The sequence below is a fragment of the Streptosporangium amethystogenes genome (assembly GCF_000721075.1).
GTDB classification, from domain to species: domain Bacteria; phylum Actinomycetota; class Actinomycetes; order Streptosporangiales; family Streptosporangiaceae; genus Streptosporangium; species Streptosporangium amethystogenes.
Genome location: NZ_JOEQ01000003.1, coordinates 216,929 through 242,124, shown reverse-complemented (window position 1 = coordinate 242,124; position 25,196 = coordinate 216,929). Strand labels below are relative to the sequence as shown.

Sequence of the window (25,196 nt, the reverse complement as noted above, 5' to 3'; positions counted from 1 at the left end):
TGACGTGCGGTTCATCCTCGTCCTCGAAGGCACCGAATGCGGACCACTACTCAGGATGAGGAGAGCTCATTGTGTCGGTGGGGGCTGCGAACATGCCGGGATGATCGCCCTTCGCGGGAAATCCGCGGACGCTGTCGTGGCAGCATCACTGACATTTGGCGGCAGAGTCCACTGACACTCCTGTGGCACTTGGCGCCACAGGCGATGCCGTGGTCAGCCAGGCGTCGACTTCGGCCAGCAGTGCCGTCTTGAGCTCCCGAGGGGCGAACGACGCCTCGATCGAAGCACGAGCCAACTCGGCCATGAGGTCGTCACCGTATCCGTGGACCTCACGCAACCGCGCGTACTCGTCGGCCAGCGTCGTCTCGCCGTCGGTGTTGACCGTGACCACCAGCCCGGCCGCGCGTAGCCGAGGCAGCGGGTGTTCGGCCAGCGAGGCAACGAGCCCGAGCAGGACGTTGGAGGTAGGGCAGACCTCCAGCGGGATTCCGCTCTCGCGTACCCGCGTCACCAGCGCGTCGTCGTCGAGCACCCGGATGCCGTGCCCGAGCCGCTCGGCGTGCCCGACGTCCAGCGCCTCGCGGATGCTGGCCGGGCCGGCCGTCTCCCCCGCGTGGTGCACCAGGTGCAGCCCGGCCTCCCTGGCCGCGTCGAGCACCTCGGCGAAGGGCGTCAGCGGATGGCTCTCGTCGCCCGCCAGCCCTATGCCGATCACCTCGTCGTAGCGGACGGCCAACTCGTACGTCCGCCACAGCCGCTCCACCGGACGCCGCCTGGAGTGGTCGAGCAGCACCCGGCTCTGGATCCCGAACCTGGCGCTGCCTTCGGCCAGCCCGTCGAGCACCGCCTCCAGCGGCATCTCGGACGCTTTGACCCGCTCCCCGTGTGAGGCGGCGGTGAAGGTCACCTCGACGTAACGGGTGCCCTGGGCGGCCTCGTCCTCGCAGAACTCCATCGCGATCCGGCGGAAGTGTTCGGGCGTGCGCAGCGACTCGCGGACTTTGGACCGCTGGTCGGCGAAGGCGCGGAAGCTCGCGAACGGGCCCTCGGGCTCCGGCGGACCGCCCAGCTCCCGTACGGTCCCGGGCCGTACCGTGCTCTCCAGGTGGACGTGCAGGTGGGCCTTGGGCAGCAGTCGGAGATCTCTCACGTCAGAGCCTGCTGACGACTCTTGATCATTTTCAATGATCAGGAAACGCCTCTCTCAGGCCGAGCTTTGCCGCTCACCGTGCCTGACCGCGTTTCAGCCTGCGGCGTTCGAGGGTGTTGGGATGGCGGACGACCACGCCTGCCGGGCCGCCGGTGCCGGCGAGGCGGATCAGTGGTGTGCCCGGCAGTCGGTCGGGAGTGGTCCTGTCCCTCAGACCGCCAAGGCCGGGATCCATCCCGCCGGTCTCCACGGCCCAGCCGTCAGGGAGGATGATCGTGACCCCGGCCATCTGACCGTGTGCCTCCACCTCGACCTCGGGCAGCCGGCAGTCGGCCTGGGTGAAATCGAGCTTGACACCGGCCATGCCGCCGTACGCGATCACTTTCGCGGGTACCTGCCAGCGCCCGACGCGCGACGCGCCGTGCAGGCCTCCCTTGAGGACCAGCGGCTGCCCCGAGTCCAGCGGGACCACGGGCGGCAGGTCGGCGGTGAGGGGTGCCAGATCGGCGTAGGTTCTGGCGGTCAGCGCCCGTTCCAGCCTCTCGTCGAGCTCGGTCAGGTCGATACGGCCCTCGGTCGCCGCCTCGTTCAGCTGTGCCACCACCGCTTCGCGCTCGGCATGAGAGACGCGCAGTTCACCACGGCGGAAGGATTCCGGGTATTCAGCGGTCATGTAGTCGATGATACGGAGAAGTGGGTACAAACGCGGCCACTGCCGATCACCGTAAGCCGCGTGGACCGAGGATGAGGCGGTAGCCGCGGGTCACGCGATCTGACCGTGCCGGCCATGGCCGACGATGTCGAAGAGCTTTCACGAGGTGTCCCTCGTCGTGCGGATGCTCCCGCGACCACGAGTCACGTGTGGTTTCCAAGCCTGGGGAGTCGTATTGCCTACCCGTTTTCGGGGATGTACGCGGGTGTGATCGTCTCCCGCAGGGTCCATCCCAGGGCGCGGTAGAGCGCGAGGCCGTCCCGGGTGGCCACCAGGACGCCGGTCGTGGCGCCCCGCTCGGCGGCGGCGTCGCCGAGGGCGGTCATCAGGACGCTGCCCAGGCCCCGGCGGCGGTGTGCCGGATCGGTCAGGATCTTGTCGGCCACGGCTGCCGGGCCGGCCACCCCCGTCTGCCCGCTCGCGGCCGTCGTTCCGTCGGCGTCGTGTATCCGTACGGTCGTGATCTGGCCGTCCGTCGCGGTGTGCAGGGTGTAGCCGTCCGGAGCGAGTGCGGTGGCCCGGCACAGGGGCACGCTCATCAGGTACTCCGGCTCGCCGACGGTCCAGGCCGGGGTGAGCAGGGGCGCGACCCGCTCGGCGGGCGCGGACACCTTGAGCCAGGTGCCGGGAGCGGTCAGCGTCGGGGCCAGTTCGGCCACCCGCCGGGCGTCGAAGAGCACGTAGCGGACGCGATGCCCCGGCAGCCCGACCTCCAGCCGGAACCCCCCGGCAACCTCGACCGGGGGCCGCACCGAACGGGAGACGGCCCAGCCATCGACCCAGGCCCGGACCACGTCGGGCGTGGCCGCGGGCTGTTCCTGATTGATCACGCTCATGACGTCCTCCTGAGGGATGACTTCCTGCCCTCGGCAGCTTATTGCAAGTAAGTCGCATTAAGTCTGTGCCGACCCTGCCTGGGGCAACAGGAAAAGGACACCGGCCACGAATGGCGGGTGCCCCTCCAGGTCCGCCGGCGATGGCGCGATGGTCAGTGGGCGGCCGGGGCGTCGACGGGGACCTGGCTGCGAGAGCGAATCCGGCGAGAACGAGGACGCCGAGTGCCAGGCAGCCGAGCGTGGCGGCGGAGCCCCAGCCCCAGGTCTCGCCCTTGACGATGCCGAAGACCAGGATGAGCATGCCGAGCGCCAGCAGGTAGGAGTTGGTCACCCGCTGCAGCTGCTACAGGGACGCGTTCAGATCGGCGCTGATGTACGGGGTGCGATGGCCACCACGCTGCTGTCAAGGCTGACCATGAACAGCCCGAAGCAGACGGCCACCAGGGTGAGCCACGGGTTCACGCCTGGAGCCGACGGGGACCCTCAGGCCGGAGCAGTCGTTGACGGCTCCAGTTGGACCTGTGTCTCGGCGTCGGTGAATCCGACCGAGCGGTACACGCGGATCGCGACGTAGCTCGGATCGGCCACCATGACGAGCGTGTGCGCGTTCAGATGCTCCAGAGCGTGTCGGCCGGCCGTGTACACGAGGGTTCCGGAAAGGCCCTGGTTTCGGTGTGCCGGGTGGGTGTCGACGGCCTGGTAGCGCGCGAGCCCCGAACCATCGGTGAACAGGCCGAGCCCGGAGACCATGCGGTCGTTCACGAAGGCTCCGAACCACGCGCCACACCCGCGTTCCTGCAGCCGGCGCATGGCCGCCAGATTGCGCTGCGCGAACACCCGGTATCCCTCGACGTCGGGACCGAGGTTGGTGGCCTCCTGCAGTGCCAGTGCGGCGGACCAGTCCTCGTCGCCGTTCAGGACGCGGAAGTGAGCGGCACGGTTGGGGCGCGGCGGCGGGTGCACCGCACCGGCCGTCATCACGGTGCTCCGCTCGACGTCGAGGCTCGCCGCCGCCAGCTCTTCCGGCTCACCGGCGTCGCCGGTGACACCGTCGACACCGAGGGCGACGTGGCCGGCGTCCGGGAACTCGCGATGGAAGGTGCTCACCCACGAGGCCACCGTTCCGGGGGCCGGCGGGGTGTCCAGCAGAATGAAGTTTCCCCAGTGATAGGTCGGGTTGGCGGGCGTTCGGACAGCCAGGTAACCGTCGCGCCGGTCGACGACGCTGCCTTGCAGCCTGAGCAACATCAGATCGCTCCGGTATCCCAACGACCGCACAGCCATGGCCAAACCGTACCGGCGCCCGTCGGTGATGGGGAGCCCGGCGGGGGTCCGCTCGCCCTCGACGGTGACGGGCTTGGTTCTGCCTGGTTCCCTTCACCGAGAGCTTCGACCGGTACCCGGGGACGGCCTCCAGGCCGACGGCACGATCGGTACGGCGGGGATCCGCGTCGGGCGCGGTGTTCTGCCATGACCGGACCACCCTTCCCGCGCACCGCGCGGAAGTTCTACGACACCGTGGCCGTCGACTGTCCCGCCGGTCACCGGCTCTTAGCGGGCTCTCCTTCCAGTGCGCCCCTGATCATGGCGAAGCTCTCCGTGATCTTCCCGGCGAGGCTGCGCGGAATCTCAAGGAAACCCACGGTGTCGGCGTCGGCCCAGTAGCAGTAGGTCCCGTCGTCGGTGTTCCGGCAGGAGGCCGCACCGCGGAGCGGACCGGTTCCCACGTAGACCCAGTCCGTCTGCGGGTTCTCCCTCTCGCGGTCCTGGGCGGTCAGCCAGTCCACGGCGGCCTTGGGGTTGGTCACCTCGGCCTGTGCGCCGGTGGCGTAGAAGGATTTCAGGCGCGGGGTGTCCTGGTAGAACGTGGTGAGCTGGGCGCCGAGAATCTTGTGATGCGGCCCGTCCGGGAGCTTGAAGCGCTCCTCGGCGGGGGTCACCGATTGGAGATCCAGTGCCCCGATCGCGGTGGGGAACGGCGTCGCGAAGGTTCCCGGGGGTTTCGGCGGGTTCTGGGGCGATGAGCCATTCTCCTGGTCCGTTTCGACGGTGAAGGTACATCCCGCCAGAACGCCGGCCGCGAGCGTCATGAGGGAGATTCTTGCGGTGTTCATGGCGTGAGGATGATCCGGTGCACTTGTGCGCTGGTTGGATCTCTCTGGCAGCCAGTGAAGATCATCGCGATGGACGGGGCGTGGGGGCGCCTACGTGAAGCCGGTCGTTGGCCGGGGAGTCGAGCGCCCGAGCCGATCGGCGGGGGCCGACACCGGGGTCACGTGATCCCGCACCGTCGGAGTCGTTCGGCCTCGTCGGGGTGGCCGAGCCGTCTCAGCAGGCCGATCGCCTGGGCCAGAACATCGGGGCGGCCCAGTTCGGCGGCGCTCAGGTGGACAAGGACCGCTCTATCCACATGACCGGTCTCACACAGCAGCAGGACCGCCCATACCAGGGCGTGCACGTCGCCGGTCTCCGCCCGGGCCCGTAGCCAGGTGATCGCCTCCTGGGCGCGGCCGGTCTCGTACATCAGGTCGACCGCATGCGCCAGGGCGTCGGGGTGGCCGGCCTCGGCGCGGGTCCGTAGCCAGGTGATCGCCTCCTCGGTCCGATCCAGCTGGTACAGCAGGACGGTGAGCCGCCCGAGGGCGTGGGTGTCGCCGATCTCGGCGCGGGTCCGCAGCCAGGTGATCGCCTCCTCGGCCCGATCCGACTCCTGGAGCAGCTCGACCGCCTTCCACAGGGCGTCGATGTCGCCGGTCTCGGCGCGGGTCCGCAGCCAGATGATCGCCTCCTCGGTCCGGCCCACCCGCTGGAACAACTCGACCAGCCGCCAGCCGGCGTCGGTGTTCCCGGTTTCCGCGGCGTGCCGGTAGGCGGCGATCGCCTCCTCGGTCCTGCCCGTCTCCCCGGGCGGCTCGGCCAGGCGTCGGCCGTCACTGGTGCGCCCACCTCCGGCGGTGGGAATCTCCCCGCGCCGTCCCGCCCCGTCGGGGAGAGCAGCGGTCCGGTGGGAGATGTCGGGCGGCCGCCGGAGCCGGCCGCCGCTCTCATCGCGGCTCATCACTCATTGCCACACCATCACTCCGTATGGAGCCTAAGGACGGTGAAAATAGACAGTATTAAGGTGACATAAGTAATTCTGCCATCTCGCTGAGATTGGCGTTCTGCCTCCCTTTGGAGTGGCAATAATAGATATTTAGGTGTTGCCTAATACGATTTAGGCGATATTTCCGATATTAGCGGTTGGTTTTGTGGGTTCCATCGGGCCTGCCAGGTTGGCCGACATCCGCGTCAGGACGTCGATCGTGGCCAGGTACTCCTCGGCGCCGATCCCCTCGGTGAGGCGGGCGCGGTCGGCGTTCACCTGCCGTCGCAACTCCTCGTGCGCCTGGATCCCGGCGGTGGTGAGGGTCAGCCGCTCCTCTCCTTCCAGCCAGCCCCGCTCGCTCAGGTCGTCCGCCAACGGGCGCAGGGAGGGCTGCCGGTCGTCGAGGAAGGGGGCGAGGACGGTGTCGAGGTCGGCGAGGGTGGGGGAGTCGGTGGCGATGACGTTCAGCACCTGCCAGTGGCGGCGGGTCAGTCCCTGGCCGGCGAGGAGGCCGTCGAGGGAGCCCTCGACGAGGCCGTGGAGGTGCTTGATCCAGTAGCCGATGGGACGCCTCTGACCGGTGATCTCGGAGATGTTCACGGTGCCGCCTTTTCTTGGCAGATGCATGTATTTTGACAATAACATGTATTAATGCATGTATCATCGGGACATGGAAGATCCTCAGGTGGCCGCCGTCGAGCGGGCGATGGTGGCGATCCGGCGCAGCCAGACCCGCCGTGCCCTCCAGCGCCTCGCGGGTGACGTCGAGCTCGACCCCGCACTCTTCGGGGTGATCGATGCTGTGGAAGAAGGGGCGGAGGCCGCGACGGTGACCTCCGTCGCCGGTCGGATGGGCGTCGACCAGCCCCGCGCCAGCCGCCTGGTGGCCAGGGCCGTCGGGGCGGGGTTGCTTCGCAGGGTGGCCGACCCGGCTGACGGCCGCCGCAGCACGCTGGAGCTCACCGAACTGGGCGCCGGGCACGCCGAGCGGGTCCACCGCTTCCGCCGTGAGGTCTTCGACGCGGCGATGTGCGGCTGGTCCGAGCACGAAAGGCGGGAGTTCGCCCGCCTGCTCACGGCCTTCGTCGCGGAGTTGGGCCAACGCCACCGGGAAGGCTGACCCTCTCCCCTTGGCCGGCCCCGTCCTCCGTGACCCCGCACGAGGTGACCATCGAGCGCGAGCGACTACGCAAGATCAAGGAAGCTCTCCCCGAGGCGGCCAGACCGCTTGACGGGGTGATCCAGAGCATCATCGGGCTCACCGTCGCGGAGTCGACGTTCACATATTCGCCGGCCACCGCCTACAGCGAGGCCGAGACCTCCGACGATAGATCGCTGCTCGTCGTGCGGTCCAACACCGGACGGCTGTTCCAGTGCGTCCCCGGCCCCGGTTCGAGCAACCTCGATCACGTAGAGCCGGTGACGGGGCCCGTGACGGAGACGAACCCGGAACCGGGACGGTAGTCGGGCGACTGGTGCCTGAAGTAGGTGTTGTAGACCTGGCAGTAGTGACCACCGCGAGCCAGCAGCGTGCTGTGGTCGCCCTCCTCGACGATCCGGCCGTGATCCAGCACGATGATGCGATCGACGTGCTCGATCGTGGACAACCGGTGCGCGATGACGATGGAGGTGCGGTCGGCCAGCACCCGGTCCAGGCCCTCCTGGATCTGGGCCTCGGTCAGCGGATCGACACTGGCGGTGGCCTCGTCCAGGACCACGATCGCCGGATCCTGGATGAGCAGGCGGGCCAGCGCGACGAGCTGGCGCTGGCCCATGGACAGGGCGCGGCCGTGCTCGCCGACGTCGGTCCGCAGGCCGTCGGGCAGGGCGTCGACCCAGTCGCCGCCGCCGACCGCCGTGGCGGAGGCGAGCACCTCCTCGTCACTCGCCTCCGGCCTCGGGTATCTGATGTTGTCGGCGACGGTGCCGCTGAACAGGAACGGAACCTGCGGAACCGCGCCGATCTGCCGCCGGTACCCAGCCAGGTCCAGCGTGCGGATGTCACGATCGTCGATGCTCAGCCGGCCGTCCTGGAACTCGTAGAACCGGGTGATCAGCTTGCTGAGCGTCGACTTGCCCGCACCGGTGTGACCGACCAGCGCGACGCTCTCGCCCGCCTCGATGGTGAGGTTGAAGTCCCGCAGGACGGTGCTGTCGGCTTCGTAACCGAACCGGAGGTCGCGGAACTCGATGCGGCCCGCCAGCCTGCCGACCGGCTGGGGGTCGGTCTGTACGACCCGGGGTGGCGCGTCGATCAGGGCGAAGACCCGCTCTGACGCGGACAGGCCCTGCTGGAACTGGGACCAGAACGCGGCGATGGAGGTCAGCGGGAACCAGAAGAGCGCGACGCCCTGGAGGAAGAGATACCAGTCACCGGCAGACAGACTGTCGCCGAGCACCGCGGTACCGCCCAGCTGGACGAGCGCGACCGTGGCCAGCCCGGCGACGAGAAAGAGCACCGGGAAGATGCCGGAGAAGACGAAACCCTGCCTGAGCGTCACCTGGTAGCTCTGCTCGTTGATGGGCCGGAACTCGTCGTAGACCCGCTGCTCCTGGCGGAAGTTCTTGGCGACGGTGATTCCGCCCATGGTCTCCTGCAGGGTGGCGTTCACCCGGCTCAGCGAGCGTTGCGCCCTGCGGGTGCTGCTGCGGGCGACCCGCCGGAACAGCAGCGCGATGCCCACCACGACCGGCACCACGAGAAGGGTTAGCAGGGCGAGCTCGACGCTGCGCAGGAAGAGCAGGACCGTGACGAAGCCAACCATCAACACCTGGCTGATCAGATCCATCGTCAGGGTGGAGACGGTCGCGAAGTCATCGGTGTCGGAGGTGACCCGACTGACGATCTTGCCTGACGGGTTCTCGTCGTAGAACGACAGGTCACGCTTGAGCACGGCGTCGAACGCGTCCTCGCGGAGGCGCAGCACGACATCTCCGGTGACCTTCGCGCTGTACCACTGGCGGACGAAGTTGAACAGCCAGCCGAGCACCCCGGCGAGCAGCAGGCCGACGGTGAGCTGCCGGCCCACGTCGGTGATCGTGCCGTCCTCGATCCCGCTCACCCCCCAGCTGACCAGCAACGGCATGGCCGCCTGGGTCAGTGAGAAGAGCACGGTCATGATCGCGACCAGGATCATCGCGCCCAGCTTCGGCCGGAAGTAGGACAGGATCCGGCGGAGTAGATCACGATCGTTGTAGGTGCGGTCGTAGTCCTCGGCGTCGAGGCCGTCCATGATGAAGCCCATCAGCCCTGCCCTCCCTGCTCGTCCGTGAGGACCACGCCCGGGTCGGTGGTGCCTGCCAGGTCGACCTCGTCGTAGTGGGCGAAGATCCGCCGGTAGAGGCGACTGCGGGCGAGTAGCTCGTCGTGCGTGCCGTAGTCGACCAGCTCACCTCGGCGGAGCAGCAGAACCTTGTCGGCCCAGCGGATCTGGGAGAGCCGGTGGGTGATCAGGAGTGTGGTGCGCCCGTCGAGAACGCGGTCGACGGCCTGCTGGATCCTGTCCTCCGTGGCGGAGTCGATCGCGCTCGTCGAGTCGTCGAGCACGAGGATCGCCGGATCCGTCAGCAGTGCCCGTGCGATGGCCAGGCGCTGGCGCTGGCCGCCGGAAAGGGTGATGCCGCGCTCACCGATGACCGTGTCGTAGCCGTCGTCGAGCTCGCCGATGAATTCGGCGGCCTGGGCCTCCTCCGCCGCCTTCACGACGGCGCTCGGCTCCACCTGCCGGCCAACTCCGAAGGCGATGTTCTCGGCCACCGACCTGGAGAACAGCACGATGTCCTGCTCGATGGTGGAGATCTGGGAGCGCAGTGAGTCGAGGTCCCACTCGCGCACGTCCACGCCGTCCACCAGGACCCGGCCGGCGGTGACGTCGTAGATCCGGGGGACCAGCTTCGTCAGGGTGCTCTTACCCGAGCCGGTCTCGCCGACGATCGCCACGGTCTCGCCCGGCTGCACGGTGAACGTCACCCCGCGCAACACCGAATCGTCCTCCCCGTAGCCGAACGTCACGTTCTCGAAGTGGATCGCCCCGCTGATCGGTGCGGCGTGGCCGTCGGCGCGCCGCCCGAATTCGGTCTCGGTGTTCATGATGCTCAGGATCCGGCGGGCGGACACGATGCCGAGCTGGACCAGTGAGAAGGTGAAGATCGACATGTTGGTCGGGAAACCGATCATGTTCATCAGGCTCATGAAGGCGACCAGCTCGCCGATCGTGATGTCGCCCGCGGCCTGGAGGTAGAGGCCGTGCCAGAGCGACCCGGCCATCGCGAAGGCGAAGAGCAGGGTCGGCAGGTAACGGGCCTGGACCAGGCCGTTGCGGACGAAGGAGTCGCGGTAGCGTCGCGCGCGCGCCCGGAACCGTCGCCGCTCCTGGTCTTCCTGCGCGGACACCTTGATGACCTCGATGCCGCGGACCGCCTCGTTCAGCCCGGCGTTGAGATCGCCGAACTGCTCACGCATGCGGGTCGCCACCGGGTTGAGCTGCCTCATGTAGTGCCAGAGCGCGAGAACGAAGACGACCGCGAAGACGCCGGGCACCAGCAGCAGCCGCGGGTCGATCGCGGCGATGAAGACCAGGGGCACGAGGCCGGTCAGGCTGGAGTCGACGATCAGGTCGATGCCCGGAGAGATCATGATGGAGAGCTGCCGGATGTCGTTGGCCGCCCGCGCCATCAGGTCGCCGACCCGCTGTCTGTTGTGGAAGGTCTGGCTCTTGCCGAGCAGGCTGACATAGAGCTCGTCCCTGGTGTCCCGCTCCAGCCGCTTGGCCAGAACCTCGCTGGCCAGGCGTGCGATGAGGTCGAAGGCACCGCGGGCCAGCACGATCGCCAGCAGTCCCAGCGAGATCAGGCCCAGTTCCCGCGCCCCGCCGCCGCCCTTGCCCAGCACGGCGTCGAAGGCCGCGCCGGTGAGCCCGGGGACCGTGGCGTTGAGCACGACCATGATCAGCGATGCGCCGAGGAATCCGGTCAGCTGGAGCGGGTGGCGGCGAACATGGGACCAGAACCAGCGCACCGGACCCCGCCGATCGTGCGGGCGACCGGAGACGGAGAACTCCGAACTACTGCTGGTCACAGGCTCGCCCCCGAGCAGGTCGAGAATGAAAGTCGAACCTGTTTTCTATCACCGGCCACCGACGACTTCCCACCGAATTGTTTTCGCCTCGGCGCGTCACGCGTTCCCCGGCCCACAGCTCGCCGGCCGTCGGCTGTTCGCTGGTCCGCCTCACCTGGACGCCCCGTTTGGGCGTCCGCCGACGGAGCGATGGCACGGGAAGGGAGACCGGGATATGACTCCGTTACCGGAGGGTCGGCCAGAGCGCTGAGGACGACCTCGTACTCGAACGGAACAACGGGCGGATCGTCGGTGTGGAGGCCAAGGCCACCGACTCTGTGAACAAGGACGATTTCAAAGGCCTTGTGGCTCTACGCGAGAGCCTCGGCGAAGATTTCGTTATACATGCTGTGACCTCCGTGAACCGTGGTCGCTGCACCCGGAGCTTCTGGGAATCGGGAACGAGCCGGGGAACCAGGACAGTCGATCATCCGTTTTACGGATCATGAGGCGTCCGCGGGTTCTCCGGCTGCTGACGATTCTGCTGATCTCTGCGAGCATGGCCGGTTCGGCCTCCGCCTGCACGATCACCGTCGCCGACCCGCGGACACCGCCGCGACCTGACACGTTGCCGGAACCGCCTGAGCTGGACGCGGTTGCCGCGGTGTGGCCAGAAGCGGTGTTCACCCTGCCCACGAGGCTCAGAAAAGGGCCCAGCGTCCAGCCGGTCGCCATGCTGAGTGCGAACGAGGTGCTGATGATGACCCCGTTCGCGCTCGCTCGGTTCGTGGCGTACGACCGCCGGACGGGAAGGCACCGCGTCCTGGCCACGGCGCCAAAATGGGGTGAGTGCGATATGTGCTACGAGGTCAGGAGCGTGGCCGTGGGCCGGACGCGGATCACCTGGACGGCCGAGGTCTACCGCTCCGAATCTTGGAACGCCGGCAAGCGGCACATGGAACTGTGGACCATGCCGCGCTCGGGCGGGTCGATGAGACTGGTGACCTGGCTGACCGGTCATGATGACGTCCCGTTCGAGGACGAATTGATGATCGATGGTGACGATGCCGTCTGGTACGACGGAGACGCCGCCTATCGGATCTCTCTCACCACGGACAAGCCGCAGAAAGTTCCGGAGCCCGCCGGGGCCGGGCCCATGGCCGCATCCGATCCGCAGGAGCGGGATGCACGCTGCGGAGTCGAATGGTGCGTGGGAAGGGTTCCTCCTCGCCCCTACGAGCTGACGACGCTGGTGGTGGAGCGAAAGGACGGCTCGGGCCGTACCACCGTCGCCGCATCGTCGGGAGGGCCGCTGATCGGGGACAGGTTCGGTCTGTTCGGCCTGCCGTACGTGTACGACGACGGACCGGTGCACATCCTTACGGAGGGGCCGGAAGCGTCCGCGGTCCTGTACGACCGCTGTACCGGCGGATCGGCACGGGCCGGGGCGGAAGAACAGCCGGGAACGCAGGATGACGCCGACCCGGCCGGCGCGATCACCCAGGGAGCGTCGGGTCCGGACGAGCCGATCCTGTTCTGGCAGGAACGTGGAGGAAAGCGTTACACGGTGGTGGACCTGTCACGTATCCCCGATCGGTCGTGTGGAAACTGAACGGTGAGAACCTGACGATCCCCACTCACAAAGCACGCCTGCGATCCCGTATCGACGATCTCGGTGTGACGGTCCACCCGATCGGCGCCGACCATCTGGAGCGGACCGCCGGGCTGGCGGTACGTCTGACGCTGCGCATGTACGATGCCGTCTTCGCCCAGCCGGCGCTCGAACAGGGGATCCCTCTGCTCACCACGGACGCCAAGCTCTGCCACGCGGTTGAGGGCGTGGTCAAGACCGAACTGCTCCGAGGCATGGGAGAGGTCTGAGCTCCCCTGGTCACCAGGGTGGATCGTGAAGTCGGCGCCTCGTCGATCACGGGATCCGGCCCGGTGTGAACGTGCGGCGCTGTGACGGCGGAAATCGAAATGTCCACCAGAGCGGTTCGCGGGTACCCTGCGCGAGGACCTAGGAAGGGAATCGTCGTGGGGCACGTAGAGGTTGGTCGGCCCACATGCAGGACATGACCCCCTTCCTGCCCTGGAAGGGGGACGATCGGCCAGGATGTCCTAAGGTCGTTGCCCGGCCTTGTCGACCAGGTGGGCCTTCAGTTGAGCGCTGAGCACGAGAGGGGTGCCCGCCGGTAGGAAGACCGGGTCCGAGTCCGTGTACCTGATCGTGCGGTCCGCGACAGTGACCCCGTACGTCCCCAGGTAGCGGAAATCATCCGGGCTCAGGATGAGCTCGTAGCGTGCCCAGTCGTTGGTGTAGCTGAAGGCGACCCCTTGCCGACCGTCGGCGTCCATGGCATCCGGACGCACGGCCACTCCCTCGATCAGGGGCAGTGCGCGGAACAGGGCGGCGCGCACCTCCGGGCTGAGTGCCTGCTCGCCCATGAGCTGGTAGATCGCCTGGAAGAGCCGCTGCTCCCTGGACTCCTCATGTGGGCTGCCGTCACTGTTGAACTGCCTGGCCATGGACTCCGCCGTGACCTTGTCGATCCGGCTGAGCAACTCCTGCGGGGTGATGGGGGGCTCGGCCAGGTCGGCCGCGGAGATTCCGGGATGGGTGCCCTGAACGAGCAGTTCGCCGCTGGGCTGGTACCAGGCGATCTGCTTGCCGTCCACGCTGGTCCACATCTCACCGGTGGTGCGTTCGTCGAGATTCACGCCGACCCCGTCGCCGGGTGCGGCCAGCTTCTCTCTCACGTACAGCCACTGGCCCGGCGAGGGCTTTACCCCCCCGCGGGCTTCGGCCGCCTCGGCCGCGCGTTCGCTGAGTTCTTGGACGCTGGCCACGGGCGTTGTCGGGGGCGCCTGCAACCGGACCGCACCGACACCGACCACCACCGAGAACGCACCGGCGAGCGCGATCCTCCAGGCCAGCCGGGGCAGGCGTCGCCGCGCGGGCGCGGGCGGGGTGTGGATCTCGTGCAGGAGGCGGGCACGGGCCGACTCCTCCGCCTCGCGGGTGATCGTCGGAACGGACGCGCGGAACCGCTGGATCTCTTTCACTGCTTCTCCTCCCGGGTCGGGTCGCCGCCGAAGGCGGCCCTTGCCTTCTTGCGCGCGCGGTGCAGTCGGGAGCGCACGGTCCCCACCGGGACGTCGAGCGCCTGCGCGACCTCCTCGTAGGACAGGTCACCCCACGCGACCAGCAGCAGCACGTCACGGTCACCGCGCGACAGCCCCGCCAGCGCCTTCGCGATCCGTCGTTCCTCTTCCTGCGCGGCGACGCGGCTGATCACCGTGTCGGCCATCGGTTCCGGCAGCGGGTCCGCCCCCGTACGGCTCAGCGCCCGCAGGAACCGCTCCTCGTCGCGCCGGTGCCTGGCGACCAGGGTGGTCGCGATGCCGTACAACCAGGGCCTGGCCAGCGGCCGGGCCAGGTCGTAGGAGTCGCGACGGCGGAAAGCCGTCAGGAACGTCTCCGCCGTGATGTCGTCGGCCGCCTGGGTGCTCAGCCGCCGGGCGACGTAGTGGTGGATCTGGTGGGCGTAGCGGTCGAACAGCGCGGCGAACTGCTCAGGATCATCACGCGAGCGGCGGATCAGCTCGGCGTCATCCATCTCGACCGTCTCCACTGGCTGTGCGGTCATTTAGGACCTCTTGATTCCATGCCTGCTGTCTCCCGAAGGGCCGGAACGGGTTCTCGCCCGAGGAAGACGGGATGCTCACCTGCGAATGCGGCGGCAATCCGCGCAGTGACCCCCGTCCGGCCTGGTGGCGATGCGCCTCATGGAGAGTCCATCAGCTCACGAGTGCCAGGGAGACCTGCTCGCCATGGGCGTGATAACCGGACCGGCTGGAAATCGGAATGTTCGCCTGCGAAACCGACATATAACCTGTCCCCCACTGCTGCGACCCAGCCGCCCGGCACCGGCTCCTCGACAGGTAAAACCATGCCCGCACGCGTGGACAAGGTGCTGGAAACCGCCAAAGCAAAAGCTGCCAAGACCGGAAAACGTGTGCCATTGCCTTCGCGTTACACCCGACAAGTTCTGGGTCTGGATAGTCAACTGATCCCAGGACCGCACTGATCTGTGAACGCCGTGTTCGGGTGCCGCCTGGGCGGCGCCCGAACACGGGTGAGCCCCGAGCGACTGGAGACGATGAGATGACCGACACCCGAACCGCATCGCCAGAACATGATCAGTACGGACCGCTGGCGGCGCACGGGTTCGACGAAGCCTTCTTCGGACTTTGGGTGGAACGGGACGACCTCGACGAACTCGCCGGAATCCTGCGCCTGGATCCGCAGTCCAGGCGTGACGTGCGCCTGATCGAGGAAGCGCCCACGATGACGGACTGGTCCGTGAAAGACGGCCTCTGGATCGGGCCCCACAGTCCTGGCTGGTCTGTAGTGATCAGCACCAGCGGCCCCGGCGCGGGAGTGCGGCAGCTCAGCTCCGGAAACCGAGGAACGCTCATGGCCAGCTGGCACCGGGAGATCGATGGCCTCTCCGACCTCGACTATTACCGAGATGGAAACGTGGTCGCAGAAATTCCAGGGATGCCATCGGGCGAATTGCTGCCTCCGCAGCTGCTCGAGCCCTATGCCCAAGGGCTTCCCCGGGACGGTTATCCAATCGAGGGCGAAGAACGGCTGGCGCACGCTTTTCTGACCATCGTGGGACGCATGACAGGCCGCTTCATAGACGAGGGGTGGTTCCTCGCTCCTGGCCGAGCCTACGATTTCCCTTCGATCGACACACAAGGGTAGATGACAGCGACCTTCAGTATTGAGAGGGTTTTTGGCCTGCGAAAACGGTGAAGGCGACCCGCGGACGATCGTGAGCTCTCATGATCTCGTGTGTCGCCGCGTCGACTCTGAGACGATCGGACGGACGCCAAGCTCTGTCACGCGGTCGACGACGTAGTGAAGGCCGACCTGCTCCAGGGCGTGGAAGCCCTGATCTTGTTCGGTCACCGAAGCCGGCTGCGGCGCCAGAAGCTAAGGCGATCGAGGGCCCGCCGGGAGTTCTCGGTGCCCTATCGGCTGTGAGGCCCGGCCCCGCGCGAGCGGACGGCGCCGGGACGGCGGAAATCGAAATGTCCGGAAGGCCGGTTCGCAGGTAACCTGCGCGAGGACCTTTGGAGAGGAATCGTCGTGGGGCACGTAGAGGTTGGTCATCTGACGTACGTTCTGCCGGACGGGCGGCCATTGCTGGACGACGTGTCCTTCCGGGTCGGCGAGGGGGTCAAGGCGGCGCTCGTCGGGCCCAACGGGGCGGGCAAGACGACGCTGATGCGGCTGATCGCGGGTGACCTGCAACCTGTCGACGGAAGCGTCGCCAGCTCCGGCGGCCTGGGGATCATGCGGCAGTTCATCGGCAGCATCCGGGACGGCCGGTCCGTGCACGACCTGCTGGTCAGTGTCGCCCCCCAGCGGGTGCGGGAGGCGGCGGCGAAGCTGGAGGCCGCCGAGCTCGTGATGATGGAGCGCGAGGACGAGAAGGCCCAGATGCGCTACGCGCAGGCCATCACCGACTACAGCGACGCCGGCGGCTACGACATCGAGGTGCTCTGGGACACCTGCGCGATGGCCGCGCTCGGCATGTCGTACGACGACTGCAAGTACCGCGAGGTCAACACGCTGTCGGGCGGTGAGCAGAAGCGGCTGGTGCTGGAGGCGCTGCTGCGCGGTCCCGACCAGACGCTGCTGCTCGACGAGCCGGACAACTACCTCGACGTGCCGGGCAAGCTCTGGCTGGAGCAGGCGCTCCGGGAGACCCCGAAGACCGTGCTGCTGGTCAGCCACGACCGGCAGCTGCTGGCCAACGCGGCGGACCGGATCATCACCGTCGAGTCCGGCAACATCTGGGTGCACGGCGGGGGGTTCGGCGGCTACGCCCAGGCGCGCAGGGAGCGCAACGAGCGCCTCGACGAGCTGAAGAAGCGCTGGGACGAGGAGCACGCCAAGATCAAGCGGCTGGTCCTGATGCTCAAGCAGAAGGCCAAGTACATGGACACCATGGCCGCCGCCTACCACTCGGCCCAGACCCGGCTGCGCAGGTTCGAGGAGGCCGGGCCGCCGGAGGCGGCGCCCAAGGAGCAGTTCATCAGCATGCGGCTGAAGGGCGGCCGGACCGCCAAGCGGGCGGTGATCTGCGAGGGGCTTGAGCTCACCGGCCTGATGAAGCCGTTCGACCTGGAGATCTGGTACGGCGAGCGGGTCGCGGTGCTGGGCTCCAACGGCTCGGGCAAGTCGCACTTCCTGCGCCTGATCGCCGGGGAGGAGGTCAGGCACACCGGGGTGGCCAGGCTCGGCGCCCGGGTGGTCCCCGGACATTTCGCTCAGACGCACGCTCGCCCGGAGCTCATCGGCCGGACGCCCTGCGAGATCGTCATGACCGAGCACGCCCGGCTCAAGAACGAGGCGATGAAGGTGCTGTCCCGCTACGAACTGGCCGGAACCATCGCCGAACAGCGCTTCGAGACGCTCTCCGGCGGGCAGCAGGCCCGGCTGCAGATCCTGCTGCTCGAACTGTCCGGCACCACCCTGCTGCTGCTGGACGAGCCGACCGACAACCTCGACCTGGCCAGCGCCGAGGCTCTCCAGGAGGGGCTGGACGCCTTCGACGGGACCGTGGTCGCGGTAACCCACGACCGTTGGTTCGCCGATGACTTCGACCGGTATCTGGTCTTCGGTGCCGATGGGAAGGTCTACGAATCATCCGAGCCGGTGTGGGACGAGACCAGGGTGGTCCGCCAGAGGTAAAGACTCGGGTCGTTCCCCGGCGCGTCGGAGTGGGAGAGGTGTCGCCACCGGTTATCACGGCTAGGTGACGCACAGCACCCGAATCGTCGGCGCCCTCGCCCTCCTTCTCCTCATCGGAAGTGCCGGATGCACCGAGGAGGAGGCGGAGAAGAAGCGGGCCGCCGCGCTCCAGCCGATCGCGGTCAGGGAGCAGGCCTCGTCCATCATCAAGGGTGACGATGGATATGTGGTGAACTGGGCAGGAGTGCTGGCCAACACCAACCCGTGGCACTTCGGCGAGCACATCGTGGCCACCGTGGTGGCCAAGAACGCCGCGGGCAAGGAGGTGGTCCGGCTGGAACAGCCGCTGGACGCGGTGCCTCCCGCCGGAACCCTGCCCTTCACGGGCCAGGTGGTGACCCAGGACAAGCCCGCCGACGTGAGCATCGCGTACCGCCCGGCACGCTGGCACCTGGCCGGCCGGATCGTCTCGGCCTTCCAGCCCTTCCCGGTCCGCGGCGTGCTGACCGACCGCACCGCCGACGGCAACTATCTCGTCACCGGCTACGTCGGCACCCCGTACGTGATGCCGACCCGCAGTCTGGCCGTCACCGCGCTGCTGCGCGACAAGCGGGGCAAGCTGCTCGGCGGTGGGAGCACGTTCGTGGACAACCTCCAGGCGGGTGAGAACCGCCGGTTCATCCTGCAGATCAAGAGTGTCCAGAACACCCGCGACATCGCCTCCGCCGAGGTGACCGCGCGCACCTGGGGATCGAGCAGCCGCCCCTTCGAGCAGCTCGCCCTCGGCGGCGCGCTGCCCCTGCACACGGTCAAGCCGAAGATGCCCCCGTTCGCCAAGGACCGGGGCAGGCAGGCCCCGCTCGCGAGCGCCGCCCACCCGTGATCGGGAATCCCCTCCGCACCATACCGATAAGTGCGATTAATCTGGATAAATGACTATTCTTCAATATTTATGATTATGGGTGCGAGGGGTTATTAACCGGATGTGTTGACCCCGTGGAGACAGTTGGAGTCACCATGGGGAAATGGCTGGAACTTACAGTCGCCGCCTGTTTACCTTCGGTTGTATGACTGACGGTGTCCTGGTCGAAGCGCTGCGTGCGAGGGAACCTGCGGCTCTTTCCCGTCTCTACGACTCGTATGCGGAAAGCGTCTACCGATACTGCCATTCGATGCTCGGCGTCTCGGCGGGTGCGGAACTGGCGTGCCTTGACACCTTCATCGCGGCCGAGGCCCATATTCACACGCTCGCCGACGCCCGTCGGCTGGAGGCGTGGCTGTACGCACTCGCTCGGGGGGAGTGCGTACGGCGTGATCTCGCCGGGGAGCCTGACCCGCGGGTCCCCGTTCCGGCGGGCGCCGGCGAGGCGGATCTGCGGATGATGGCGTGGAACGCCACCCGGAGCCTGTCACCCGAGGACCGGGAGGTCCTCGACCTGGGTTGCCGGCACGGATTCGGGCCCGTCGACCTCGCCGCGGTCCTGGGCGTCACCGCCAGGGTCGCGGCCGCGCGGTACGAATCGGCGAGGGAGCGGCTGCGCGACGCCGTCACCGCGGAGGTCCTCGTCCGCAAGGGGCCCCACGACTGCGCGAGCCGAGCCCGCATGCTGACCGGCTTCACCGGCGAGCTCACCGCGCGGACGCGCGAGCGGGTGATCCGTCACGTGAACCGGTGCGACACCTGCGCCCCGCACCGGGTCAGGCAGGTCTCCGCGGCCAAGGTCTTCGACCTGCTCCCGGCGGTCGCGCCGCCGCCGACGCTGCGCGCGCGGGTGATGGACTGCTTCACCGACCCCGCGCGGATCCCCTACCGGCACGACGTCGCCCACCGGGTCGGTCCCCTCGACGGTGCCGGGTTTCCCGCCGGTACGGCGCGCGGAGGCCGTCGCCGTTCCTACGTGATGGCCGGTACGGCGGCCGCGGTCGCCGCGTCGGCGGCGCTCGCCCTGCTCCTCACCCAGACCACCCTCCGGTCCGAAGACACCGGCCCCGGTGCCGCCTCGGGGGTGTTCCCGGCGTCGGCGGAGCCTCCGGCCGTCCGGCGGCCGGACGGGCACCAGCGGACGGGGGAGTACCACGGGTCCGAGGGGTCCGGCCGGTCAGGGGGGCGTCGACGGGTGGACGCGTCGCCGATGCCGGAGCCCGTCCGCGCGGAAACGGCCGTCGGACGGACCGGCTCGCTCGGAGTGACGGAGCCGGTCGGCGTCACCGGGCCCGGCTCCAAGATCGACCGGCCGGTGCCGGCGCCGACCCGTCGCCCGGCGGAGACCCCGCCCCCACCGCCGGGCGACAGACCTTCGGCCGACGGATCTTCAGCCGGTGGACCGTCGGGTGGCGGGCCGGTGCTGCCAGGGGCTCCCGGGGCCGGTGCGCCGGACGGGCGCCCCCCGCACCGCGACCACCACGGACATCGGCCTTTCCGCCCCTGCCGTGACACACGTCGATCGACGGACCCGGGCGGTCCGAGGCCCCCACGAGGAGAGCACAGGCCACCCCGCGCGACCCCACGGCCCCCGCAGGATGCCCCGAGACCCCCGCAGGCGGACCCCCGGCCACCGCGGGCGAATCCTCGGCCGCCGTATGCCGGCCCGATGCCGCCGCTCGCCGATCCGCAGGCTCCGTCCACCGGCCTTGGGCCGTCGCGGGGAGACCTGAGACCTCCGCGTCCCGGGCCACGGAGAGACCTCGGCCGGCCGAGGGCCGCTCAGCGGCCGTCCCCGGACGTCTCCCGGCCGGCGTTCCCCGGATCGAATCCCGCTCCGCCCCCGCAGCCCGGCTCTCCCCCCTTCTCCGGGCCTTCCGCCCCACATGAAGGGCCGGCCACGCTCCTCGTCGAACGGCGCTCTCCTGGCGGCAGGGCGCCGGCCGTCTGAGCGTCGAGACGCTTTCGGGCATCCCTTCGGCGGTACGGGCCGGAGCCCCTCACGGGCGGCGGTATTGTGGCGGGCGATGACTACGCGGCGTGAGTGTCATGTGTGCGTAGAGTGACGAATGGGAATGTTGAGGTAGGCCGCCTGGCACGCGGCGACGCGCCGCGTTCCGCGGTGAGACCGCGGCAAGCGGTGTTCAAGGGGGACTCCGGGGGGAGACGCATGCATTCAGTCAGACGGCGCCGCCATGCCGCCGCGGTGGCGAGCCTGGCCTGCTGCCTGATCGCCGGGCAGGGGCTCCCCGCCGGCGCCGTGCCGGGCAGGTCGGGACCGGCCGACGATTCCGCGCCCGGCGGCGTGACGGGTCCGTCGGCCGACGAGGTCGCCGAGGCACGGGCCACGGCCCGCGAGCGTGGTGAGCGGCTCGGCGAGACCACGGTCCTGGTCGCCGAGGCACGGGCCAGGCTGGAGGAGCTCGTCACCACCGCGGAGAGGCTCGTCGAGTCGTACAACGGGGAGCTCGTCAAGACGGCTCGCGCCAAGGAGCTCTCCGTCCAGGCGGCCGAGCGGGCGAAGACCGCCGGCTCCCAGGTCGCCAAGGCCCGTGAGGCGGTGGCCGCGATCACCACCCAGAGCTACGGCGGGCTGGACATCGCCCAGCCCATGATGGCCATGATGACCGGCAACGGCGGGCCCACGGACGACGGCTACCTGCGCAGGGCCAGCATCCTGGCCCACATGGGTGGGGGACAGGCCGAGACGCTCAAGCAGCTGAGGGAGTCCCAGGAGGTCTTCGCCATCCTCCAGGCCCAGGCGGAGGACGCGTACGCCGAGCAGCGGGAGGCGCAGGCTGAGGCCGAGGAGGCGAAGCAGGCCGCGGAGGAGGCCGTCGCCAGACAGGTCGACGAGACCCGGCGGATCGAGGAGGAGCAGGCGCGGCTGGAGAGGCTGGCCGACGAGGCGCGGAGTACGGCCGAGAAACTCGCCAGGGAGCGCGAGGTGGCTCTGGAGCAGGCCAGGATCGCCAGGGAGAACGCCGAGCGCGCCCGATACCAGGCGGCCGCGATGCGCCGCGAGGCGGCTCGGATGGGAGTGGCCTCGGGAGAGCCCGTGTCGCGCTGGGCGCTCAACGTGACCGCCGAGTCGGCCAGGGGTGACATCGCCGCGGACTGGGCGCTCACCCAGCTCGACAAGCCGTACGTGTGGGCGGCCGCCGGGCCGGCCGCCTACGACTGCTCGGGGCTGACCATGCGGGCCTGGGAGCGGGTCGGGATCGTCATGGACCACTGGACCGGCACCCAGTGGACCTCGGGCCCGCACGTGCGGCTCAGCGAGCTCCGCCGGGGCGACCTGCTCTTCTACGGGCAGGCCACGGGGAATCCCGGAGACATCCACCATGTGGGGATCTACGTCGGCCGGGGGCTGATGGTGCACGCCCCGCAGACGGGGGACGTGGTCCGGGTCGCGCCGATGTGGCGCAGCGACCTCGTCGGCGCGACCCGTCCCGCGTGACGGCTCAGCGGCACTGAGCCGTCACCCGTGACGGCTCAGTGCTTGCCGGGGGCCTCGTCCTGGGCGCGCTTGATGGAACGGACGATCTCCTCCTCGGCCTCCACCCTGCCGACCCAGTTGGCGCCCTCGACCGACTTGCCGGGCTCCAGATCCTTGTAGACCTCGAAGAAGTGCTGGATCTCCAGGCGGTCGAACTCCGGCACGTGGTGGATGTCGCGGATGTGCTCCATCCGGGGGTCGGTGGCGGGGACGCAGAGGACCTTGTCGTCGCCGCCCTTCTCGTCGGTCATGCGGAACATGCCGACCGCGCGGCACTTGATCAGGCAGCCGGGGAAGGTCGGCTCCTGGAGCAGCACCAGGGCGTCGAGGGGATCACCGTCCTCGCCCAGCGTGTCTTCGATGAAGCCGTAGTCGGCGGGGTACTGCGTGGAGGTGAAGAGCATGCGGTCGAGCCTGATGCGGCCTGACTCGTGGTCCACCTCGTACTTGTTCCGTTGCCCCTTGGGAATCTCAACGAGAACGTCGAACTCCACCGCGTTTCCTCCACTCAGACCCCCGGGCACCCCCGGTTGGGCGTTAATGTCTCGTAGGCGTTTTATGCCTTTTGGGTACCGATGATGAGAGGTCGGCGACGTAATGCGGCGTGAGCGGTGGGTGGCCTTGGTCACTCTCGTCCTGCTGCAGATTTTCGTCGTCGCGGCCGGGGCACACCTGATCACCAGCGGTGCGCTGGTCAAAGGTGAGTCCGAGCGTGTCGCGCCGGCGCCGCCCCCCGTCCCGGTCATCACCGCGGGTCCGGTGCTGGCCGCGGGGGGGAACGGACCTCTCCCCGCCAAGGGTACTTTGGCAGGGCGGTTGACCGAGGCGTTGGGGGACCCCGCCCTTGGCGGAAGCGTCGGGGCCGCGGTCATCGACGTGGAGACAGGCGCCGTGCTGTTCGGCAGCCACGAGGTCAAGGGCATCACCCCCGCCTCCACCACCAAGGTCGTCACCTCTGTCGCCTCGCTGGCCTCTCTGGGGCCCGACACCAGGTTGAGCACTCGGGTGGTGCGGGGCTCCTCGCCGGGCTCGATCATCCTCGTCGGCGGCGGCGACCCCACCCTGGCGAGCCCGAGAACGGCGGCGAGCCAGGTCTATCCCAGGCCCGCCTCGCTCGCCACCCTCGCCTCGCGCACCGCCAGGGCGCTCAAGGCGGCGGGGACGTCCAAGGTGACGGTGGCCTACGACGACTCCCTCTACGTGGGACCGCGCACCGCCGCGTCGTGGAAGCCCGGCTACGTGCCCGAGGGCAGCGTGGCCCCCGTCACCGCGCTCATGGTGGACGAGGGCAGGGTCTCCAGCGGCGGCCAGCGGACCTCCGACCCCTCCCGCGCGGCGCACGGCGCGTTCGTGTCGCTGCTGTCGAAGTACGGCATCACGGTTTCCAAGTCCGCCAGGCGGTCTGCGGCACCGGCCGGTGCCCAGGAGATCGCCAGGGTCGAGTCCGCGCCGGTCTACGCCCTGGTCGAGCGGGCACTCACGCTCAGCGACAACGACCTCTCCGAGGCGCTGGCCAGGCACGTGGCGATCAAGGAGGGCGAGCCCGCCTCCTTCGACGGCGGCGCTCGGGCCGTCGGCAAGGTGCTGGCCAGGCTCGACGCCGGCAAGGGCGTGCTGGTCTTCGACGGCAGCGGGCTGTCCCCCAGGAACCGGATCACCCCCGAGGCCCTGGCCCGCCTGGTCGCGGTGGCGACCTCCCCGGCCAACCCCGGCCTGAACCCGATCGTCAGCGGCATGCCGGTCGCCGGCTTCAGCGGCACCCTCGGGCACAGATTCGACAAGACGCGCTCCGCCTACGGGCTCGTCCGTGCCAAGACGGGCACCCTGGACGGGGTCAACACGCTGGCGGGTATGACCACCACGCGTGCCGGACGCCTGGTGACCTTCGCCTTCATGGCGGACGACGTGCCACCCGGCTGGGGCAAGGCGGAGGCGGCCCTCGACAGGCTCGCGGCGGCGGTCGCCGCCAGTTGATCACGGGTTCCGGGTGCGCGGCCCGGGAAGGGAGCACGTACGGTGGACGGTATGCAGGTGATCGACTGGGATCTTGCCGTAGCGACCGGAACGCGCCTGGTGCGCCCCGGGCCGCAAGTGAGCCGAGAGGAGGCCCGGCAGGCCGTCGCCGATTTGCGGCGGCTCTCGCGCGAGGCCGAAGGGCACGTCCGCGAGTTCACCCGAATCGACACCGAGACCGCGCCGCAGCCCGCGACCATCGTCGACAGGCCCGGCTGGATCAAGGCCAACATCGACGGGTTCCGGGTGGTGCTGGAGCCGCTCACCGAGCGGATGGCCGCCCGCGCGAGCCAGGCGCCGGCGATCATGGGTGCGATGGGCTCGCGGGTCACCGGGGTCGAGGTGGGCGCGGTGCTGGCCTTCCTCGCCTCCCGTGTCCTCGGGCAGTACGAGTTGTTCCTGCCGCCGGACCCGACCGGCCAGGCGGCCACGGGGCGCCTCACCCTGGTGGCACCCAACATCGTCCACGCCGAGCACGAGCTCAACGTCAACCCCGATGACTTTCGTCTCTGGGTCTGCCTGCACGAGGAGACCCACCGGGTGCAGTTCACCGGTGTCCACTGGCTGCGCGAGTACGTCAGGACGCAGACGACGGACTTCCTGCTGGCCTCCGACATCGACCTGCCCGCCCTGCTGGATCGGCTCCGTTCGGCCGCCGGCACGTTCACGGACGTCATCCGGGGTGGCGAGGGCAATCTGATCGACGCGATCCAGACGCCCGAGCAGAAGGTGATCCTCGACCGGCTCACCGCGGTGATGACCCTGGTCGAGGGGCACGGCGACTACGTCATGGACGCGGTCGGCCCCTCGGTGGTCCCCTCGGTCGCCGACATCCGGGCCAAGTTCCACCACCGCCGCGAGGGCGGTTCCCGCTTCGACCGCACGATCCGCAAGCTGCTCGGCCTCGACCTCAAGATGAAGCAGTACGCCGAGGGATCGGCCTTCGTCCATACCGTCGTGGGCCAGGTGGGCATCGACGGCTTCAACAAGGTCTGGACCTCACCCGAGACCCTTCCCACCCAGGGAGAGATCTCCAAGCCCGAGCGGTGGATCGCCAGGGTGATCGACGCCCCGGCCATCTCCGAGGTCGGCGGCACTTCCGGCTAGGGCCCGGGGGAACACCTGGGGGACGGCGCGGCCTCGCGCGGTGC

Annotated in this window: 24 protein-coding genes; 12 read left to right on the top strand and 12 right to left on the bottom strand. The window is 68.9% G+C overall.

Translation table 11 applies throughout. From position 1 onward, the window contains the following. Positions 1 to 145: 145 nt before the first annotated feature. The 7 genes from add to IG98_RS0104335 form a co-directional block, all read right to left on the bottom strand. Positions 146 to 1,150, bottom strand: a complete 1,005-nt coding sequence (add, locus tag IG98_RS0104375; RefSeq protein WP_051751519.1) for an adenosine deaminase — start codon at positions 1,148 to 1,150, stop codon at positions 146 to 148. 73 nt (positions 1,151 to 1,223) lie between these two features. Beyond that, positions 1,224 to 1,823: a DUF1707 SHOCT-like domain-containing protein gene (locus tag IG98_RS0104370; protein ID WP_030905768.1), complete on the bottom strand. Its 600-nt coding sequence runs from the start codon at positions 1,821 to 1,823 to the stop codon at positions 1,224 to 1,226. Between the two features lie 218 nt (positions 1,824 to 2,041). Beyond that, a complete protein-coding gene (locus IG98_RS0104365; protein WP_051751517.1) occupies positions 2,042 to 2,698 on the bottom strand; it encodes a GNAT family N-acetyltransferase in 657 nt (218 codons plus the stop codon). Between the two features lie 483 nt (positions 2,699 to 3,181). Continuing rightward, the gene (locus tag IG98_RS0104350; protein WP_030905762.1) at positions 3,182 to 3,982 is read right to left on the bottom strand and encodes a GNAT family N-acetyltransferase; all 801 of its coding nucleotides are present in this window, start codon (positions 3,980 to 3,982) and stop codon (positions 3,182 to 3,184) included. A 257-nt stretch (positions 3,983 to 4,239) separates the two neighbouring features. Then, positions 4,240 to 4,812 (bottom strand): hypothetical protein, encoded by a 573-nt coding sequence (locus IG98_RS0104345; protein ID WP_157594146.1) that lies wholly within the window; start codon positions 4,810 to 4,812, stop codon positions 4,240 to 4,242. 158 nt (positions 4,813 to 4,970) lie between these two features. After that, the gene (locus IG98_RS0104340; protein WP_030905757.1) at positions 4,971 to 5,756 is read right to left on the bottom strand and encodes a tetratricopeptide repeat protein; all 786 of its coding nucleotides are present in this window, start codon (positions 5,754 to 5,756) and stop codon (positions 4,971 to 4,973) included. Positions 5,757 to 5,912: 156 nt separating this feature from the next. Then, positions 5,913 to 6,383: a MarR family winged helix-turn-helix transcriptional regulator gene (locus tag IG98_RS0104335; protein WP_245651391.1), complete on the bottom strand. Its 471-nt coding sequence runs from the start codon at positions 6,381 to 6,383 to the stop codon at positions 5,913 to 5,915. A gap of 70 nt (positions 6,384 to 6,453) precedes the next feature. Here IG98_RS0104335 and IG98_RS0104330 point away from each other — a divergent pair, with 70 nt between their 5' ends. Both IG98_RS0104330 and IG98_RS0104325 read left to right on the top strand, forming a co-directional pair. Next, the gene (locus IG98_RS0104330; RefSeq protein ID WP_030905751.1) at positions 6,454 to 6,903 is read left to right on the top strand and encodes a MarR family winged helix-turn-helix transcriptional regulator; all 450 of its coding nucleotides are present in this window, start codon (positions 6,454 to 6,456) and stop codon (positions 6,901 to 6,903) included. Positions 6,904 to 6,932: 29 nt separating this feature from the next. Continuing rightward, positions 6,933 to 7,247: a hypothetical protein gene (locus tag IG98_RS0104325; protein ID WP_030905748.1), complete on the top strand. Its 315-nt coding sequence runs from the start codon at positions 6,933 to 6,935 to the stop codon at positions 7,245 to 7,247. Here the strand turns inward: IG98_RS0104325 and IG98_RS0104320 are convergent. Together IG98_RS0104320 and IG98_RS0104315 are read right to left on the bottom strand one after the other, a co-directional pair. Then, positions 7,190 to 9,028, bottom strand: a complete 1,839-nt coding sequence (locus IG98_RS0104320; protein WP_030905745.1) for an ABC transporter ATP-binding protein — start codon at positions 9,026 to 9,028, stop codon at positions 7,190 to 7,192. The two genes, IG98_RS0104325 and IG98_RS0104320, sit on opposite strands and share 58 nt — an antisense overlap. Then, complete coding sequence (locus IG98_RS0104315) at positions 9,028 to 10,860, bottom strand: ABC transporter ATP-binding protein (RefSeq protein WP_051751514.1); 1,833 nt, start codon at positions 10,858 to 10,860, stop codon at positions 9,028 to 9,030. The genes IG98_RS0104320 and IG98_RS0104315 overlap by 1 nt, the downstream gene beginning before the upstream one ends. Before the next feature lie 484 nt (positions 10,861 to 11,344). Here IG98_RS0104315 and IG98_RS0104310 point away from each other — a divergent pair, with 484 nt between their 5' ends. Next, complete coding sequence (locus tag IG98_RS0104310) at positions 11,345 to 12,451, top strand: hypothetical protein (RefSeq protein WP_030905738.1); 1,107 nt, start codon at positions 11,345 to 11,347, stop codon at positions 12,449 to 12,451. Next, a complete protein-coding gene (locus IG98_RS0104305) occupies positions 12,439 to 12,720 on the top strand; it encodes a PIN domain-containing protein (RefSeq protein ID WP_030905734.1) in 282 nt (93 codons plus the stop codon). The genes IG98_RS0104310 and IG98_RS0104305 overlap by 13 nt, the downstream gene beginning before the upstream one ends. 240 nt (positions 12,721 to 12,960) lie before the next feature. Here the strand turns inward: IG98_RS0104305 and IG98_RS0104300 are convergent, their stop codons facing one another. Next, positions 12,961 to 13,905, bottom strand: a complete 945-nt coding sequence (locus IG98_RS0104300; RefSeq protein ID WP_030905730.1) for a CU044_5270 family protein — start codon at positions 13,903 to 13,905, stop codon at positions 12,961 to 12,963. Beyond that, positions 13,902 to 14,489: an RNA polymerase sigma factor gene (locus IG98_RS0104295; RefSeq protein ID WP_030905726.1), complete on the bottom strand. Its 588-nt coding sequence runs from the start codon at positions 14,487 to 14,489 to the stop codon at positions 13,902 to 13,904. Before IG98_RS0104295 ends, IG98_RS0104300 begins: the two co-directional genes overlap by 4 nt. Positions 14,490 to 14,804: 315 nt before the next feature. Here IG98_RS0104295 and IG98_RS54180 point away from each other — a divergent pair, with 315 nt between their 5' ends. The 6 genes from IG98_RS54180 to IG98_RS53090 all read left to right on the top strand — a co-directional run bounded on the left by IG98_RS54180 (position 14,805) and on the right by IG98_RS53090 (position 21,993). Beyond that, on the top strand, positions 14,805 to 14,930 hold the full coding sequence (locus tag IG98_RS54180) for a hypothetical protein (protein ID WP_281178424.1): 126 nt from the start codon (positions 14,805 to 14,807) through the stop codon (positions 14,928 to 14,930). A 77-nt stretch (positions 14,931 to 15,007) separates the two neighbouring features. Further along, entirely contained in the window at positions 15,008 to 15,613 is a 606-nt protein-coding gene (locus IG98_RS0104290) for a hypothetical protein (protein WP_030905723.1), read from the top strand. A gap of 387 nt (positions 15,614 to 16,000) precedes the next feature. Next, on the top strand, positions 16,001 to 17,611 hold the full coding sequence (locus IG98_RS0104285; protein ID WP_030905720.1) for an ABC-F family ATP-binding cassette domain-containing protein: 1,611 nt from the start codon (positions 16,001 to 16,003) through the stop codon (positions 17,609 to 17,611). A 64-nt stretch (positions 17,612 to 17,675) separates the two neighbouring features. Further along, on the top strand, positions 17,676 to 18,494 hold the full coding sequence (locus IG98_RS0104280; RefSeq protein WP_030905717.1) for a hypothetical protein: 819 nt from the start codon (positions 17,676 to 17,678) through the stop codon (positions 18,492 to 18,494). A 184-nt stretch (positions 18,495 to 18,678) separates the two neighbouring features. After that, the gene (locus tag IG98_RS0104275) at positions 18,679 to 20,484 is read left to right on the top strand and encodes an RNA polymerase sigma factor (protein WP_169750062.1); all 1,806 of its coding nucleotides are present in this window, start codon (positions 18,679 to 18,681) and stop codon (positions 20,482 to 20,484) included. A gap of 219 nt (positions 20,485 to 20,703) precedes the next feature. Next, entirely contained in the window at positions 20,704 to 21,993 is a 1,290-nt protein-coding gene (locus IG98_RS53090) for a C40 family peptidase (protein ID WP_030905712.1), read from the top strand. Between the two features lie 35 nt (positions 21,994 to 22,028). Here the strand turns inward: IG98_RS53090 and IG98_RS0104265 are convergent, their stop codons facing one another. Beyond that, entirely contained in the window at positions 22,029 to 22,526 is a 498-nt protein-coding gene (locus tag IG98_RS0104265) for an inorganic diphosphatase (RefSeq protein WP_030905709.1), read from the bottom strand. A gap of 121 nt (positions 22,527 to 22,647) precedes the next feature. On the opposite strand from IG98_RS0104265, the gene dacB reads away from it, so the two are divergent. Together dacB and IG98_RS0104255 are read left to right on the top strand one after the other, a co-directional pair. Further along, positions 22,648 to 24,006, top strand: coding sequence for a D-alanyl-D-alanine carboxypeptidase/D-alanyl-D-alanine endopeptidase (gene dacB, locus IG98_RS0104260; RefSeq protein WP_245651390.1), 1,359 nt, complete (start codon positions 22,648 to 22,650; stop codon positions 24,004 to 24,006). A 51-nt stretch (positions 24,007 to 24,057) separates the two neighbouring features. Beyond that, the gene (locus IG98_RS0104255) at positions 24,058 to 25,152 is read left to right on the top strand and encodes a zinc-dependent metalloprotease (RefSeq protein WP_211263879.1); all 1,095 of its coding nucleotides are present in this window, start codon (positions 24,058 to 24,060) and stop codon (positions 25,150 to 25,152) included. Positions 25,153 to 25,196: the final 44 nt, after the last annotated feature.